The organism is Zwartia lucis, from assembly GCF_965234455.1.
GTDB classification, from domain to species: Bacteria; Pseudomonadota; Gammaproteobacteria; order Burkholderiales; family Burkholderiaceae_B; genus Zwartia; species Zwartia lucis.
The window spans coordinates 897,682-912,447 of the sequence record NZ_OZ248472.1 but is presented as its reverse complement, the minus strand read 5'-3'; the positions used below and the strand labels follow the sequence as shown (position 1 = coordinate 912,447).

General features: G+C 51.8%; 16 protein-coding genes. 7 read left to right on the top strand and 9 right to left on the bottom strand.

Going from position 1 to position 14,766, the window contains the following annotated elements:
- Positions 1-59 precede the first annotated feature (59 nt).
- Positions 60-971 (top strand): ketopantoate reductase family protein, encoded by a 912-nt coding sequence (locus AC8GE9_RS04420; RefSeq protein ID WP_506675906.1) that lies wholly within the window; start codon positions 60-62, stop codon positions 969-971.
- A 38-nt stretch (positions 972-1,009) separates the two neighbouring features.
- Here the strand turns inward: AC8GE9_RS04420 and AC8GE9_RS04415 are convergent, their stop codons facing one another.
- Both AC8GE9_RS04415 and AC8GE9_RS04410 read right to left on the bottom strand, forming a co-directional pair.
- A complete protein-coding gene (locus AC8GE9_RS04415) occupies positions 1,010-1,624 on the bottom strand; it encodes a LysE family transporter (RefSeq protein ID WP_506675905.1) in 615 nt (204 codons plus the stop codon).
- A gap of 15 nt (positions 1,625-1,639) precedes the next feature.
- The gene (locus AC8GE9_RS04410) at positions 1,640-2,155 is read right to left on the bottom strand and encodes a copper chaperone PCu(A)C (protein WP_506675904.1); all 516 of its coding nucleotides are present in this window, start codon (positions 2,153-2,155) and stop codon (positions 1,640-1,642) included.
- A 107-nt stretch (positions 2,156-2,262) separates the two neighbouring features.
- On the opposite strand from AC8GE9_RS04410, the gene AC8GE9_RS04405 reads away from it, so the two are divergent.
- Positions 2,263-3,090 (top strand): energy transducer TonB, encoded by an 828-nt coding sequence (locus AC8GE9_RS04405; RefSeq protein ID WP_506675903.1) that lies wholly within the window; start codon positions 2,263-2,265, stop codon positions 3,088-3,090.
- 19 nt (positions 3,091-3,109) lie between these two features.
- Here AC8GE9_RS04405 and AC8GE9_RS04400 read toward each other — a convergent pair whose 3' ends face one another.
- Positions 3,110-3,985 (bottom strand): MBL fold metallo-hydrolase, encoded by an 876-nt coding sequence (locus AC8GE9_RS04400; protein WP_506675902.1) that lies wholly within the window; start codon positions 3,983-3,985, stop codon positions 3,110-3,112.
- Positions 3,986-4,115: 130 nt separating this feature from the next.
- Here AC8GE9_RS04400 and AC8GE9_RS04395 point away from each other — a divergent pair, with 130 nt between their 5' ends.
- The 5 genes from AC8GE9_RS04395 to AC8GE9_RS04375 are packed head-to-tail and all read left to right on the top strand — an operon-like array spanning position 4,116 to position 8,280.
- Positions 4,116-4,451, top strand: coding sequence for an ArsR/SmtB family transcription factor (locus AC8GE9_RS04395; protein WP_506675901.1), 336 nt, complete (start codon positions 4,116-4,118; stop codon positions 4,449-4,451).
- Positions 4,448-4,885, top strand: a complete 438-nt coding sequence (locus tag AC8GE9_RS04390; RefSeq protein WP_506675900.1) for a YeeE/YedE family protein — start codon at positions 4,448-4,450, stop codon at positions 4,883-4,885. The genes AC8GE9_RS04395 and AC8GE9_RS04390 overlap by 4 nt, the downstream gene beginning before the upstream one ends.
- A gap of 13 nt (positions 4,886-4,898) precedes the next feature.
- The gene (locus AC8GE9_RS04385; RefSeq protein ID WP_506675899.1) at positions 4,899-5,327 is read left to right on the top strand and encodes a DUF6691 family protein; all 429 of its coding nucleotides are present in this window, start codon (positions 4,899-4,901) and stop codon (positions 5,325-5,327) included.
- An 11-nt stretch (positions 5,328-5,338) separates the two neighbouring features.
- Positions 5,339-7,057, top strand: a complete 1,719-nt coding sequence (locus AC8GE9_RS04380; RefSeq protein WP_506675898.1) for a SulP family inorganic anion transporter — start codon at positions 5,339-5,341, stop codon at positions 7,055-7,057.
- 20 nt (positions 7,058-7,077) lie between these two features.
- Positions 7,078-8,280 (top strand): MFS transporter, encoded by a 1,203-nt coding sequence (locus AC8GE9_RS04375; RefSeq protein ID WP_506675897.1) that lies wholly within the window; start codon positions 7,078-7,080, stop codon positions 8,278-8,280.
- Between the two features lie 24 nt (positions 8,281-8,304).
- Here the strand turns inward: AC8GE9_RS04375 and AC8GE9_RS04370 are convergent, their stop codons facing one another.
- From AC8GE9_RS04370 to AC8GE9_RS04345, 6 genes are all read right to left on the bottom strand, one after another.
- Positions 8,305-9,306, bottom strand: a complete 1,002-nt coding sequence (locus tag AC8GE9_RS04370; RefSeq protein WP_506675896.1) for a YeeE/YedE family protein — start codon at positions 9,304-9,306, stop codon at positions 8,305-8,307.
- Positions 9,307-9,337: 31 nt separating this feature from the next.
- Entirely contained in the window at positions 9,338-9,997 is a 660-nt protein-coding gene (locus AC8GE9_RS04365; RefSeq protein WP_506675895.1) for a 3'-5' exonuclease, read from the bottom strand.
- Positions 9,987-11,864, bottom strand: a complete 1,878-nt coding sequence (locus tag AC8GE9_RS04360; RefSeq protein ID WP_506675894.1) for a DUF294 nucleotidyltransferase-like domain-containing protein — start codon at positions 11,862-11,864, stop codon at positions 9,987-9,989. The genes AC8GE9_RS04365 and AC8GE9_RS04360 overlap by 11 nt, the downstream gene beginning before the upstream one ends.
- An 80-nt stretch (positions 11,865-11,944) precedes the next feature.
- Positions 11,945-13,246 (bottom strand): TRAP transporter large permease, encoded by a 1,302-nt coding sequence (locus tag AC8GE9_RS04355; RefSeq protein WP_506675892.1) that lies wholly within the window; start codon positions 13,244-13,246, stop codon positions 11,945-11,947.
- Positions 13,239-13,748, bottom strand: a complete 510-nt coding sequence (locus AC8GE9_RS04350) for a TRAP transporter small permease (RefSeq protein ID WP_506675891.1) — start codon at positions 13,746-13,748, stop codon at positions 13,239-13,241. Before AC8GE9_RS04350 ends, AC8GE9_RS04355 begins: the two co-directional genes overlap by 8 nt.
- Before the next feature lie 3 nt (positions 13,749-13,751).
- Complete coding sequence (locus AC8GE9_RS04345) at positions 13,752-14,723, bottom strand: TRAP transporter substrate-binding protein (protein ID WP_506675890.1); 972 nt, start codon at positions 14,721-14,723, stop codon at positions 13,752-13,754.
- Between the last annotated feature and the right edge of the window lie 43 nt (positions 14,724-14,766).

Below are 14,766 nucleotides of genomic sequence, written 5' to 3'. Positions count from 1 at the left end.
AACGATGCGTAGCAGACAGTCCGTCAAAGCGATAAGATAAGAGATCAATAGGAGAAAGCATGAAAATTCTAATTTTGGGTGCAGGTGGCGTCGGCGGTTATTTTGGTGCCAGACTGATGCAGGCAGGCGCTGATGTCACATATTTGCTGCGAGAAAAGAGACATGAAAAAATTCAGACCGAAGGTCTAGTCGTTGAAACCCCAACAGAAAATTTCACGCTTCGCCCAAAATCCGTCACGCGCGACCAACTCAAGCCCGAATATGATCTGATTGTGCTGGCACCTAAGGCCTACGATCTTGACGATGCGCTTGACTCTGTGAGCGCCGCGAGCACCAAAGGTGTGATCTTGCCAGTCCTCAATGGACTGCGACACATCCAGATCCTAGATGAAAAATTTGGCCGTAGCCGCGTCATGGGAGGCGTCGCCCATATCGCCGCGACCATCACCAAGAGCGGTGCTGTTAAACAACTCACCGATCTCCACGCACTCACCATCGGACACCGCGACCCTGCGCACGAATCTCTCGCGCGTGCGTTTTCTGCCTTGTGCGACAAGGCAGTCTTTGACAATACCTATAGCGAAAATATCGAACAGTCACTGTGGGACAAGTGGGTCTTTCTCGCTACGCTCGCGGGCATGACGACACTGTGCCGAGGTCATGTTGGCAAAATCGCGGACACGCCTTGGGGCAAGGAGACCATGACCAGTTTCTATGCGGAAAGCTGTGCCATCGCTCAGGCCAATGGCTTTCCAACCAAAGAAAGCGCTCAACAAAAAGCCCTTGCGATGCTCACTAAAACGGGCTCAAGCTTTGCCGCCTCCATGCTTCGTGATTTGACGCAAGGCCATCAAACAGAACACGAACATATTCTGGGCGCAATGATTGAAGCCGGTGTTCAAAAAGGAGTCGCCTGCCCCTTGCTCAAGGCCGCCCACACGCATATGGTGGTGGAACAGAATAAGTCCTGAGTCTGATACTTTGCCCAGTCATGAACCAGGGCTTGGGCTTAGCGTGACAGCGCTAGCCTGAGCCCGAAGCCCACTAAACAAAGCCCCGCTAATTTTTCCAAAGCAAAAGAAATGTAGCGATTGGTGCGAAGTCGCTCCGCTAAAAAATGCGTTAATAAAATCGCTACAACGGAATACAAAAATGCCAGTGCGGCAATGGTCGCGGCTAAAAAGGCAAAGGTGACTAGCCCTTTATTTTGAACAGGATCCACAAACAAAGGGAAAAAAGCCATGTAAAAAACGATGGCTTTCGGATTGAGCAAAGTAATGACAAGCGCCTGTCGGAGATAGTGATAGGGCTTGATATTGAGCACGGGGGCTGCACCAGGCTTTGCCAACAGCATCTTGGCACCGAGCCAAAAAAGATAGGCCGCACCAAGCCATTGCACGACCTCAAACGCGACGGGCGACGTCACCAGTAAGGCAGCCAAACCCGCGAGGGCCATCCAAGCCAACACCTGATCGCCCAAAATGACTCCCAGAGCTGCCGCAAAGCCGCCCCGAATGCCGCCTTTTGTCGTTGAAGTAATCAACACGAGGTTGCCTGGACCGGGGATCAACAAAAAAATGATGAACGCCACTACAAACGCAGGATAGTCGGTGACTCCGAGCATCAAAGGCCTTTGTGCTTAGTGACGGTGCGAGCCATGTCCGGATGCGGCTCCAGGATTGTAGGTGGGAGGTTTGATCTCGAAATTGACCTTGACCTCACCTGCTTTTTCAAACTTCAGCGTGACCGGTACCGTAGTACCTGCCTTAAAGGGCTCGCTCAGTCCTAAAAACATGATGTGAAACCCGCCTGGTGAGAGCTTGACGGAGCCACTTGCTGGCACATCGATGCCTGTGACTTCTCGCATTTTTGCCACCCCATTTTCATTAATGATCGTATGCAGCTCCACTCGATTCACCCCCGAGGCACTCACAGAGACGAGACGATCCCCTTGCTTGGCTTTATTCTCAATCTGGACGTAACCTGCGCCGTTGACTTGACCAGGCACAGAAGCACGAACCCAGGGGGCCATGAGTTTCAAATCACCCGCCACTACCTCGGAGGCCATGACCCTAAACGGGGAGCAGAAAGACATCACTGCCACCAAAAATGCCATGGTGATGGTCGCGCGCTTTTTAGGTGAGATCGTATTCATTAAGGACCCTAACTTGTTTAAAACAGGATTGATCAAAACACTTCATCGCAAATATTAGCTGAAAACCTCTAAACTACTTTATGCACTCGACCATATCCACACCTGAAATGCCTACATCAATCAACGCACCACCCAAGCCGTTCGCCTATCAAGCCAAGACAAGCTCATCTTTGGGTGCAACACTGATCGTGGTCGCTTTCGTTCATGTGTTGGTGATTGTGTTGTTGCTTTCGCACTTTGGCTGGTTCGGCGTTTCGGATCCTGAGGCCGACCCTGATGCGACCGCAGGACAATCCGGTATTGTCATTCCCGTTACGCTAGAGACAGCGCAACGTGCTCAAGAGACACCATCACCTGAGCCGGAGTCTGAGCCAGAGCCTGAGCCAGAGCCAATGTCTGCGCCTGAAGCCACGCAAGAGCCACCAGCACCCGTAGCTGCCCCTATGGACTCTCCCTCTGCACCCGAACCTGAAATTGCACCAACTGCTGAGCCAACCGTTGAGCCAATCATTGAACCAACAGTTTCCCAAAAGCCCGATTTAAGCTCGATGCCAGAGGCGCCCGCCCAAACCCGAGTGAAAAGCGCAACGAGTGCAGACTCTGGAAAAGCCGCGGGTCCTGTGCAACAGCGCAGCGAGCCCGCAACATTCCCGCTCACTCCCGCACATGTCGACCCGAATTATCTACATCGACCGAACCCTGTCTACCCTGCCCTATCAAAAAGGCTTCGTGAAGAAGGCACCGTTCTTTTACGGGTCAACCTAGATGCTCAGGGTATTGTTTTAGACATCAGCATTGAAAAAAGCAGCAGCTTCCAGCGCCTCGATCAAGCGGCGCACGAGGCGGTTAAACAATGGCGTTTTATTCCTGCCAAACGAGGTCAAGAAGCCATGCCCTCAACCGCGCTCGTTCCGATCGAATTCAAACAGCAGTAGAAACCCGATCTTTCTTTTCTTACAAAGCATTGAGAGGAATCTTGACATAAGACACGCCATTAGATTCCTTGGGCGGCAACTCACCCGCGCGAATATTGATCTGCACGGCAGGCAAAATCAGTACAGGCATTTCAAGCGTCGCATCGCGCTTGGTGCGCATTTCTACAAACTGCGCCTCGCTCACGCCATCATGGACATGAATATTGTTGACTCGTTGCTCGGCGACAGTCGTTTCAAACTTCACCGCACGGCCTGCTGGCGGATAGTCATGACACATGAACAAGCGTGTCTCAGGCGGCAAACTTAACAGTCGGCGTGTCGAGGCATACAAGGTTTTGGCATCGCCGCCTGGAAAGTCGCAACGCGCCGTTCCCACATCGGGCATGAATAACGTATCGCCCACAAACACCGCATCACCGAACTGATACGCCATGCACGCTGGCGTATGTCCCGGCACATTTAAAGCATGGGCCACAAGTGCGCCGACCTTGAAAGGCTCACCTTCTTTGATCAGGGCGTCGAACTGAGAACCATCCTGACGAAACTCTGGCTCAAGATTAAAAACACCAGCAAACACCTTTTGTACGGTTGTAATTTGAGCACCAATGGCGATCTTGCCGCCCAGTTTCTCTTTTAAATAAGGTGCAGCCGACAGGTGATCCGCATGCGCATGCGTCTCCAGAATCCATTCAACCGTGAGGTTGTTGGCACGCACGAAATCAATCACTTTGTCCGCAGAGGTGTATTTGGTGCGACCTGATTTCGGGTCGTAATCCAGTACGGAGTCAATGATGGCGCAAGCCGAACCCGGCTTTTCATACACAACATAAGTGACCGTCCAGGTTGCGGGATCAAAAAGACCATGCACCAAAGGTTTTGTATTGGTATTGCTCATGCTGACTCCTAAGCGTTTAAAGCGAAAAATCGAAACAAACAGATGGCATATAAATATTATATACTTATACAAATTGTATGTAAATATATTATAATTTGCGAAAATTCAACTCTACACAACGACTCTCATAATGATTTCAAAAGACACCACACCGTTCGAGCTAGCCACCATGCAAGCCTCTGCAGCCAATGCCTGCCGACTCATGAAAGTCCTCACCAATCCAGACCGACTCATGATCTTGTGTCAACTCACACAAGGTGAGCGCTGCGTCAGCGAGCTTGAAAGCTCGCTCGGCATCGTTCAACCCACCCTCTCTCAGCAACTCACGGTCCTGCGAAATGAGCAACTCGTCAAGACGCGTCGCGAGGGAAAAAATATTTACTACCAGTTCTCCAGTCCGCAAGCACTCGCCGTCATGGAAGTCTTGTATTCACAATTCTGCATCAAAGAAGGAGTCAGCGCATGAATATCGATTGGGCCCATTTCACGCCATGGAGCTCGCTCTCCGGTGGCATCATTCTCGGAGTCGCATCCGCACTCTTTATCCTCATCAATGGCCGCGTACTGGGCATCAGCGGCATTTTAGGTGGGCTATTACCGCCCAAAGTGGGCGATACGTTTTGGCGTCTCGCTTTCTTGGCAGGAATGTTCGCCTCGCCATGGCTCTTTAAACTACTTGCCCCCGCTGAACTCATGACGCCACCCCAAATCGATGCAGATCTCGTGATGCTCGTGATTGCGGGTCTCTTAGTGGGTTTCGGTACGCGTTACGGTTCAGGCTGCACCTCTGGTCACGGCGTCTGCGGTCTCTCTCGCCTGTCACCGCGCTCCTTAGTCGCCACACTCTCCTTCATGGCCGCCGGCTTTCTGACGGTCTATGTTGTTCGTCACCTCATTTAAAGGAGCACTCAACATGCTTCGTGTTTTCGAATTTCTCGCAGGATTGCTTTTTGGCTTGGGGCTCATTCTTTCTGGCATGACCAACCCCGCCAAAGTGCTCGGTTTTCTTGATCTCTTTGGCCAATGGGACCCATCACTCGCCTTTGTCATGGGGGGCGCAATTTTAGTGGGGATTTTTGCTTTCACCTTGGCAAAAAAACGAACGACTAATTTTTTTGGTGGCGCCTTGCACCTTCCGAAGTCCACCCACATCGACAAACGTCTGGTCATCGGTAGTTTGATGTTTGGTGTAGGCTGGGGCTTGGCTGGATTTTGTCCAGGCCCGGTCCTTGTCTCCATGGCGGCCGGTCACGAAAAAGCGCTGATATTCGTCGTCGCCATGCTCGTCGGCATGATGGGTTTTGAAATCGCCGAGCGCGCGCAGTCCAGCAAAAAATCTTGAACCGCTCACGGATGAAACTTCCGACTTTGCCAGTGCGGCAATGGGGGGCACACTACAACCGCGAGCTATTAGTGAGCGATCTGATCGCGGCATTGATTGTCACCATCATGCTCATTCCCCAAAGCCTGGCCTATGCCATGCTGGCGGGCTTACCACCCGAGGTCGGCCTGTACGCCAGTGCAGCACCGCTAGTGATGTATACCCTACTTGGTACGAGTCGCGTCTTGGCCGTCGGCCCTGTCGCAGTGGTCTCCTTGATGACAGCTGCCGCTGTTGGCGAGCAAGCTGCCCTTAGCGTGCACAGCTATTGGCAAATCGCGCTGACACTGGCATTCATTTCCGGCGGCTTGCTCCTGCTCATGGGTTTTCTACGACTCGGCTTTCTGGCTAATTTTCTCAGCCATTCTGTTGTCTCCGGCTTTATTTCAGCCTCCGGTCTGCTGATCGCCGCAAGTCAACTCAAAACATTGATGGGCGTCCAAGCCTCTGGCGACAATTTCTTTTCCTTGGTATGGTCCCTACTGCAACAAATACCCAACACCAATGTATTGACGCTTGTCGTTGGCGCATTGGCCACGGTGTTTCTCTTTTGGGTGAGACAACAACTTAAACCTCTATTAATCAAACTGGGGCTGAGCAAACTCGCCGCAGACATTGTGACCAAAGCAGGCCCCGTAATGGCGATCGCCGTCACGACCATACTCGCTTGGCAACTAGATTGGCCAAGCATGGGGCTTAAAGTCGTGGGCGCTGTGCCTCAAGGATTACCGCCGCTGACAGCCCCCTTGTTCGATGTGGAGCTTTGGAAAGATCTCTTTATTCCTGCTTTGTTGATCAGCATCGTCGGCTTTGTTGAGTCTGTTTCAGTCGGTCAGACACTGGCTGCCAGAAGACGCGAGCGCATCGAACCCAATCAAGAACTTGTTGCCCTAGGCGCTTGCAACGTCTCCGCCTCCTTGACTGGAGGCTTTCCCGTCACCGGTGGCTTTGCCCGCTCTGTCGTCAATGCTGATAGCGGCGCTCGCACGCCCGCGGCAGGACTCTTTACAGCTGTCGGGATCACCTTGGCATCGCTCTTTCTCACCCCGGCTTTGTTTTATCTCCCCCATGCCACGCTTGCCGCAACAATCATCGTCGCAGTCCTCTCGCTGGTGGACTTCAGCATCTTTAAACATACGTGGCGTTTTGCCAAGGCAGACTTTGCTGCAGCCACCCTCACCTTATTGGCGACCTTGATATTCGGCGTCGAAATCGGACTGGTTGCGGGCGTTGCCCTCTCGCTCGCGATTCACTTATACCGCAGCAGCCAGCCGCATATCGCCACCATCGGCCTCGTTCCTGGTACAGAACACTTTCGTAACGTGTTGCGACACGAAGTTCTTACAAGCCCAACAGTCCTATGCCTGCGGATCGATGAAAGCCTCTACTTTGCCAATGCACGAAACATCGAAGATCGACTCAACGCTGAAGTCGCGAGCAACCCTCAACTCAAACATGTCGTGCTTCAGTGCTCCGCGATCAATGATATCGATGCCAGCGCGCTGGAAAGTCTTGAGGCGATCGTAAAGCGCTTGCATGAGTCAGATATCTGCTTGCACCTCTCTGAGGTTAAAGGGCCCGTTATGGATCGTCTGGAAAAATCAGACTTTCTTAAACATCTGAGCGGCCAAGTCTTTCTCACCAATTATCGTGCAGTGCAATATCTCTCTCCCGAAATTATCAAACCTTAGGTTGTGCTTTAATCAGCTTCATGGAAAATTCGCCGCGCTTGTTTAATAAGAACCTGGTGTTACTGATTTTGTGTCAGGGCATCTTTCTCACCAACAACATTACCTTTGTCGCCATCAATGGCCTCGTCGGTCTGAGCCTGACAAACATCACCTGGATGGCCACGCTCCCTATCATGGGATATGTTGTGGGAGGCGCGCTTTCCACCGGCATCGTCGCACGTACACAAAAAAAATATGGTCGACAAAAATCCTTTCAATTAGGTTTACTGGTGGCCGTGTTGTCCTCACTGATCTGTGGCTATGCCGCCTATTCGAAAAACTTCTGGTTGCTCACATTTGGGACATTCGTCGCCGGCTACTACAGCGCGAATGGTCAACTCTACAGATTCGCAGCGGCAGAACTCACCCACATCAGTTTGCGCGACAAGGCGATCTCTTGGGTTCTCGCGGGAGGTATTTTGGGTGCTGTTGCTGGTCCCAACTTGGCCGCACTCACCAAAGATTCTTTTGACACGCCCTTTCTCGGCGCGTACCTGACGCTGACCGTAGCAGGGATCCTCGGCTTGATCGTGATGAACTTCATTCATTTTCCGGATGAAGTTGCGGTCAAAAAAGTATTACCTCCCGGACGCAGCACCTTCGAGCTATTAAAGCAGCCTGTTTTCTTGATCGCCGCGGTCAGCTCCGCCCTAGGTTACGGCGTCATGAATTTGCTCATGGCCGCGACGCCTCTCGCGATGAAGGTCTGTGGACTGCCTTTTTCAGATGCGGCGCTGGTACTGCAATGGCACGTCATCGGCATGTTCGCCCCCGGTTTTTTCACAGGCTCACTGATTAAAAAATTCGGTACCTACCGCATTATGATTTTGGGCATCGTCCTGAATTTTGTGTGTATTTTGATCGCGCTCTCAGGTGTTGAGGTCTATCAGTTCCTGCTCTCCTCCTTTATTCTCGGCGTAGGCTGGAACTTCCTGTTTACCGGCGCGACGAGCTTGGCGATGACCGCCTACAGACCCGAAGAAAAAGACAAGGCACAAGGCATCATCAACTTCTTTGTGTTTGCCACCATGGCGATCACCTCGTTTAGTTCTGGCGCCTTGGTCACAACCTCAGGTTGGGATATTTTGAATTTCACTTCGCTGTTTCCGGTGGTGCTCATGGCGGTCGCACTCATCTGGTTGCGGCATAAACAACAACAAGAAAAGAAGCTCCAAGCGCTTTAGTCTGGCTCAGTTAATCTGACTCAGTTAGCCATGACGCAAGCCAAGGCGAGCTCCACACAAGATGCCCGCCATGGCGATCACCGAACTTAACGCAAGCGTAGAAAGTCCGGTCAGACCCTGACCGATCGAGCACCCTAACGCCAAAGCGCCTCCTACGCCCATCAACACACCGCCGGTGATGTAACGCAACATTTCTTTGGGTGAGCTAAAACCTTGAAGGTGTAAACGCTTGCTCAGACAAGCCACCAGAAATGATCCCAACAAAACGCCCAGCACGCTCGACACGCCAAACCCAAGCTTCATCCCCGTCGCGATCATCGTGTATTGAATAGTCTCCCCAATCGGAGCGATAAACGTCAAAGAGACGAGATTGACAGGCTCGAACTCATCAAACGCCAACCAGCCGGTCGATAACCAACCCGCAACAATCAAAAGCCCCATGACAAAGCCCGCAAACAAATCTTTTTTGTGCTTGAGCAATGCAAGCTTCCAAAAACTAAAGACAGCGAGACAGAGCAAGAGCGCCCCTACTAGCCAGGCTTGCGTCACCAGGGGCAAGTCGGCAATGCTGGCTCCAGGCACTGCAGTCATTTGGCTAAGGGATTGACGCAAAGGTCCAAGCACCCCTGTCAGCGTCGCATAAGCTGAAATACCCAGGCATAACAACACGACCAAAGACCGTAAATTCCCCTGTGCGCACAGCACTAAAGTGCGCGCGCCGCAACCATTGGCCAACATCATGCCATAGCCAAATAAGACACCCCCAAGAGGGACGAGCAACCACGAAAACACTGGACCACGGTAGATGGATTTACTCAAATCGATCAAGCCAAACTGAGCCAATGACTGCGTACCGATGACCGCCACGCAAAGGGCCAGCACGAACGACTGCGCTTTATGGAGGGCGCCAGACTGCCAATACTCTTTGAGCGCGCGATTTAAACAAAAACCAGAAAACTGTCCGGTCGCACCAAAGATCAATCCAATTAACAGACCGGATCCGATCACTATGTCTTGAACATTCATAAAACCTTAAATCCCTGCGTACGCTCGCGCATTATTGAGGCACCCACGCCGCTTGGCGGGCGAGTGTGCGTAATTGTGACCAAGAATTGGCCTCCTTGCGTGCGGCGGGCCACAAGCGCAACAGAAGCTCCGCCGTTGCAAAAGCATCTGCCGCAGCCTGATGCCTGACCGCACATTCAATACCAAAATATTCTAACCAATCATCGAGGGCATGCGCTTTGGGATTGCCGCCCACCAAACGGGCGATGGGTTCGACATCCAGCCACTCATTGACTAAGGGGGCTAGTTTATGGCGTCGAAATGCGCGCTCGATCATCGCCGCATCAAACGCGGCATGAAATGCCAACAAAGGCGCCGACCCTGCCCACGTTCTGAATTGCTCCAACGCCAACTCTGGAGCACATCCCCCGCTCTGAGCCTGCACCCCGATGTGGTGAATCAAGATATTGTCCTTGCCCGACGGCTTATCCTGACGCAGCACCACTTCGAAACTGTCCCCGACCGACACCTCGAGCAGCCCAGTCGATGGCGTAAAGCGCAAAGCCACCGCAGCGATCGCTAATAATTGATCCGAGCGCGGGTCCAAGCCTGTTGTTTCAACATCGAGCATGATCCAACGCTGAACGTGATGCTTTTCCTCTTGCACGCGTCCGAAAAGGCTGCCGATCCAGCGTGTCAGATCAGCGAACATAATCAAGCTCGAGACGTTGCTGTAATGAACGGATATGCGCCATCGATCCCTTTAAGATTGTTCGGTCGACCGCATTGAGCGTCTCCACATCCAGTGCATTCGGATTGTCGGCCAGCATGCCACCATCCAGCTGGATCGAGAGCCGTAAAGTCTGTAAATATTGAAAGGCCGCGATCCAAGCCGTACTTTCTTTTTTAGGAACCCCCACCAACCGTCCGAGAGCTGCTAGACGCTCCTGCGTATTAAGCGCCTCGATACGATGCGCAAGAGCATAGATGCGGGCGACTTCCACCACGATGGCCGTCCCCTGCATTTTGAGGTCGATGACCTGCTTATTCTCGATCTTCTTGGTGTCCAAACTGCCCAGCCAATTTAAGGGTACGGTATTGCGCAGAGCAGCCTCGGCCATGAGCTTCAGAAAACGAGGCGTAGTCGCCGTCATTTCTGTCACCTCGGTACGCAGGATTTTTAACAGCTGATCGTTACCGACTAGCGACCTAAAATCAAAAAAGATCCCAGCGTTCAACACATCCTCGGGATGCCCATGTTCAACCCAATGCGCAAAGCGGTTGCGCCACTCTTGCTGCGTCAGACACAGCATCGGATTACTGGCCATGATGTTGCCTTTGCAGAGTGGATATCCACACGCGTCAAGCGCACCATTGACCTCACGGGCGAACGAGAGATAGCGGTCCTTGAGCGCTGCGTCACCCCGATCGACGTAAATTAGCGCATTATCTTGGTCGGTCGCGATCGTCTGCTCACTGCGCCCTTCAGAACCCAGCGCGATCCAAGCAAAGTCATCCGTATCGAGCCCGTGCTGGTGCGCCACCAGGGTCACCAGCCGTGACGTTAGGACATCGTTGAGATGACTGATTAAAAACGTGAGTTGTCGCGCCTTGACACCTTGTCCCAAGAGGCTTCGCGCGAACTTCCGGATATTGGCCGCGCACTCTTGCAAAGCAGAGATATCCTCGGCCATCCGCACCGCAGAACTAATCGTGTCAAAAGACAAGCGTTGCAAAGAAAAAAGATCTCGCTGGGAAATACAACCCACAATGCGGCCTTGCTCCAAGATCGGCACGTGACGAATACGAAATCGGGACATCATGACGGCAGCTTCTTCAGCCGTATCATCGACCGTTAAGGTCTTGACGTTTTTCGACATGACCACACTGATGGGCGTATCCAAACTCAGCCCTGCCAAGGTCACGCGACTAAGCACATCATCTCGGGTCAAAATACCTAAAATTTCATGACCATCCTCGGTGATGAGCACGGAGCCGACTTGCTTTTCATGGACCAGCGTCAAGGCTTCGCGCAAGGAGGTGTGCGGTTGCGTCACGACCGGCGTACGTTGAATCAAATCACCCAAGCGGCTTTCCAGTGACTGCTCATGCAAGGCCTTGGAAGCCAAACTATTTCGCATGGCTTGCCTGGACTGCTCAAGCAACATCCAGACACGATTATTAGCAAAATCACGAAACGCTTGCGAACGGCTCGAGAGCACCTGAAGCGCGACGGTGGGCAATCTCAAACAAAAGCAATCCGTGATCGAGGTATAGGTCGCGGCCACAGGTCGCGCAGCAAGACTCGCACTCAAGGAAAATAAATCTCCTGGCTCCATTTCAAAGACCGTTTCAACAGAGCCGGGATTGACCCGTCTGCCAGAGATGCGCCCTTGCCGAATCAAATAAAGATAAGCAGGTGAGCCATCGGCGGGTGTCAGTATGATCTCGTCGGGAGCAAAATAGACTTCAGAACAAGAGGTCAGAAAAAAATCAACATCGGCGATTGCCATTACAGAAAATGGCAGACGTTGCATGACCTGTTGGCGAAGATTTTGAACCAGGCTAGGTGAACTCATCTCAAGCCTCCATCCAAGTCTCTAGCGTCCGAACACTGGACCGTCAGCCTCGAACGAGGACTGACGGCAGTTGACGCATTTTACAGCTTCATATGTTTAGGAAGCGTTGTTGCGAGTTCGGGTACAAAATATAGGACAAGTACCGCAAAAATCATCAAGAAAAACATGGGCAAAGAAACACGTGCGATATATGGCAAATCTCGTTTGGTCATCCCCGCCAACACAAACAGATTGAACCCAACGGGTGGTGTCACTTGTGCCATCTCCACGACAAACACAATAAAAATACCAAACCAGATCAAATCAATGCCGGCAGCTTGGACAGTAGGCAACAACACGCCCATGGTCAGCACCACCATTGAAATGCCATCTAAGAAACAGCCCAAAATAATGAAAAACACCATCAGCACCACAATGAGCCAAAACTGCGAAAGACCCATGCTGCCAATCCACTCAGCCAGCGCCCGCGGCAAGCCGATGTATCCCATTGAAAGGGTTAAAAACTGGGCGCCTGCAAGAATCAACGCGATCATGCAGTACAAGCGCGTCGCGCCCAAAATAGAGGCTTTGAACGTTGCCCAGTTCAGGGACCTCTGAAAAACAGAAATAATCAACGAACCCAACACACCAATGGCCGCAGCCTCAGTCGCCGTAGCGATACCACTGTAAATGGAACCCAATACGCTTGCAATCAAGAGCATGACGGGAATCAAATTACGAGATTCGTAGACCTTTTGGCGGAATGTCATCTCTTCGTCAGCAGGGGGCACCTGTGAAGGATTGCGCCACGCCCAGAACATGATGTAACCACTGAACAGCATCGCCAGGAAAATACCTGGAATGATGCCTGCAATAAACAGTTGAGCGATCGAGACCTCAGCCGCCACACCGTAAACGATCATGATGATGGAAGGGGGAATCAGCAGACCTAAGGTTCCTGCGCCCGCGAGCGTACCAATCACCATGTTGTCAGGGTAACCACGCTTTTTAAGCTCAGGCAAAGTCATCTTGCCGATCGTAGCGCACGTCGCTGCCGACGAGCCTGAGACGGCTGCAAAAATCGCACAACCAATCACGTTCGTATGCAACAGTCGCCCAGGAAGCTTATTTAACCAAGGAGCCAAGCCGGTAAACAAGTCTTGTGACAGTCTTGTGCGAAACAAGATTTCTCCCATCCACAAAAACAGTGGCAAGGCCGTCAAGGTCCAGCTAGATGAGGCACCCCAGATGGTAATGGCCATCGCGTCACCTGCCGGACGGGTTGAAAATAACTCCATCCCAATCCAAGCGGTGCCAGCAAGCGTCAATCCTACCCAAACACCACCTGCTAAAAAGCCAAACAGTGAGACGATCAGCAACGCAATAATAAAAAAATCACTCATTACGCTGCAACTCCTGTGTATCAATCATCAAAGCGTCACCTCGAATGCGGGCCACCAACAAATCTATGAAGGCGATGACAAATAAAATATTGCCAGCAGCCATACTGAGCTGAGGAATCCAAAGAGGGGTCGCATCATTGCTTGTAGAGATATCGTTAAAGATCCAAGAGTCCAGAGCGAGCTTCGAACCAAAGAATGCAAGAGACACCGCCACGGCCAATCCTACGGAAATCGCTCCGATATCCAAACGGCGCTGGCCGGCCGGAGACAAGGCATTAAACAGAACCGTCACGCGAATATGTTCGCCGTGACGCAAGGTCGAGGCCAGGGCAAAAAAACCTGCGCTAGCCATGAAATAGCCTGCATAGGCATCCAGACCCGAAATGTGAAAGGATAGTTGTCTGCTGACAATGCTCAAGAGCACCGACATCAAGACCCCAATTAAAGAAATTGCCGCCAGAAATTCGGCGGCAGAATACAAACGATCAAGAAAACGTCGCATCGATTACTTTTTCAAAGCGTCAACAATAGCTTGGCCGTCTTTGCCAGCCTTTTTGATATAGTCAGCCAACATCTTTTCGCCGATCTCGTTCAAACCCTTGGTTAACTCTGGGCTAGGAGGAATGATCTGTCCACCGTTTTTAGTCCAAGCAGCCAAGTACTCTTTTGTTTTGGCTTCGGAAACTTTCCAACCGCGGGCTTCGGCACGAGCACCTGCTTCGAGAACAGCTTTCTTGGTGTCTGCATCAAGCGCATCAAACGCCTTCTTGTTCATCAAGATTGCATTCTTGGGGATCCAAGCTTGATTATCATAAAACTTTTTGATGTATTCGTAGGTCTTGGTGTCAACGCCAGTCGCGCTTGAGGACATGTAGGAATCAATCACGCCAGTCGCCATCGCTTGTGAAAGCTCGGCTTGTTGAATCGTGACGGATTGTGCTCCAGACAATTCGGCAATCTTAGAAGTTGCGGGGCTGTATGCGCGCCACTTCAGGCCTTTCATATCCGCAACAGACTTCAGATCACGGTTAGTGAAAATGCCCTGTGGTGGCCATGGCACTGTAAACAACAACATCATGCCCTGGGCAGCCAATTTCTTTTCTAAGTAAGGCTTCTGAATATCCGCAAGCTTACGCGCACCCGCATAGCTCGACACGAGGAAAGGCAAACCGTCGAGCTCATAAATAGGATCTTCGTTCGCGAAGTTCACCAAAAGGATCTCGCCCAGCTGCGCCTGGTTGCCCTGAACCGCACGCTTAATCTCAGGTGCTTTGTAAAGTGAGGCAGCAGGGTGAACAGTAATATTCAGTTTTCCCTTGGAAGCTTGCGACACATCTTTAGTGAACTCAACCAAGTTTTCTACGTGAAAGTTTGCCGCCGGGTAAGCAGAAGGCAAGTCCCACTTGGTTTGGGCCTGAGCCGAGAGAGCTGCCGTGGCAATCATTGCGCCGGCAAGCCAAGATACAGATTTACGCATGAGGATATCCTTGAGCGAATGGGGGGTCGATAAGTCGACCATG

Coding starts and splice junctions, on each gene's coding strand:
- AC8GE9_RS04370 (WP_506675896.1), bottom strand. CDS start 9,306: ATGAATGTTCAAGACATAGTGATCGGATCCGGTCTGTTAATTGGATTG.
- AC8GE9_RS04385 (WP_506675899.1), top strand. CDS start 4,899: ATGCTTCGTGTTTTCGAATTTCTCGCAGGATTGCTTTTTGGCTTGGGG.
- AC8GE9_RS04405 (WP_506675903.1), top strand. CDS start 2,263: ATGCCTACATCAATCAACGCACCACCCAAGCCGTTCGCCTATCAAGCC.
- AC8GE9_RS04345 (WP_506675890.1), bottom strand. CDS start 14,723: ATGCGTAAATCTGTATCTTGGCTTGCCGGCGCAATGATTGCCACGGCA.
- AC8GE9_RS04355 (WP_506675892.1), bottom strand. CDS start 13,246: ATGAGTGATTTTTTTATTATTGCGTTGCTGATCGTCTCACTGTTTGGC.
- AC8GE9_RS04410 (WP_506675904.1), bottom strand. CDS start 2,155: ATGAATACGATCTCACCTAAAAAGCGCGCGACCATCACCATGGCATTT.
- AC8GE9_RS04360 (WP_506675894.1), bottom strand. CDS start 11,864: ATGAGTTCACCTAGCCTGGTTCAAAATCTTCGCCAACAGGTCATGCAA.
- AC8GE9_RS04390 (WP_506675900.1), top strand. CDS start 4,448: ATGAATATCGATTGGGCCCATTTCACGCCATGGAGCTCGCTCTCCGGT.
- AC8GE9_RS04365 (WP_506675895.1), bottom strand. CDS start 9,997: ATGTTCGCTGATCTGACACGCTGGATCGGCAGCCTTTTCGGACGCGTG.
- AC8GE9_RS04400 (WP_506675902.1), bottom strand. CDS start 3,985: ATGAGCAATACCAATACAAAACCTTTGGTGCATGGTCTTTTTGATCCC.
- AC8GE9_RS04375 (WP_506675897.1), top strand. CDS start 7,078: ATGGAAAATTCGCCGCGCTTGTTTAATAAGAACCTGGTGTTACTGATT.
- AC8GE9_RS04380 (WP_506675898.1), top strand. CDS start 5,339: ATGAAACTTCCGACTTTGCCAGTGCGGCAATGGGGGGCACACTACAAC.
- AC8GE9_RS04350 (WP_506675891.1), bottom strand. CDS start 13,748: ATGCGACGTTTTCTTGATCGTTTGTATTCTGCCGCCGAATTTCTGGCG.
- AC8GE9_RS04420 (WP_506675906.1), top strand. CDS start 60: ATGAAAATTCTAATTTTGGGTGCAGGTGGCGTCGGCGGTTATTTTGGT.
- AC8GE9_RS04415 (WP_506675905.1), bottom strand. CDS start 1,624: ATGCTCGGAGTCACCGACTATCCTGCGTTTGTAGTGGCGTTCATCATT.
- AC8GE9_RS04395 (WP_506675901.1), top strand. CDS start 4,116: ATGATTTCAAAAGACACCACACCGTTCGAGCTAGCCACCATGCAAGCC.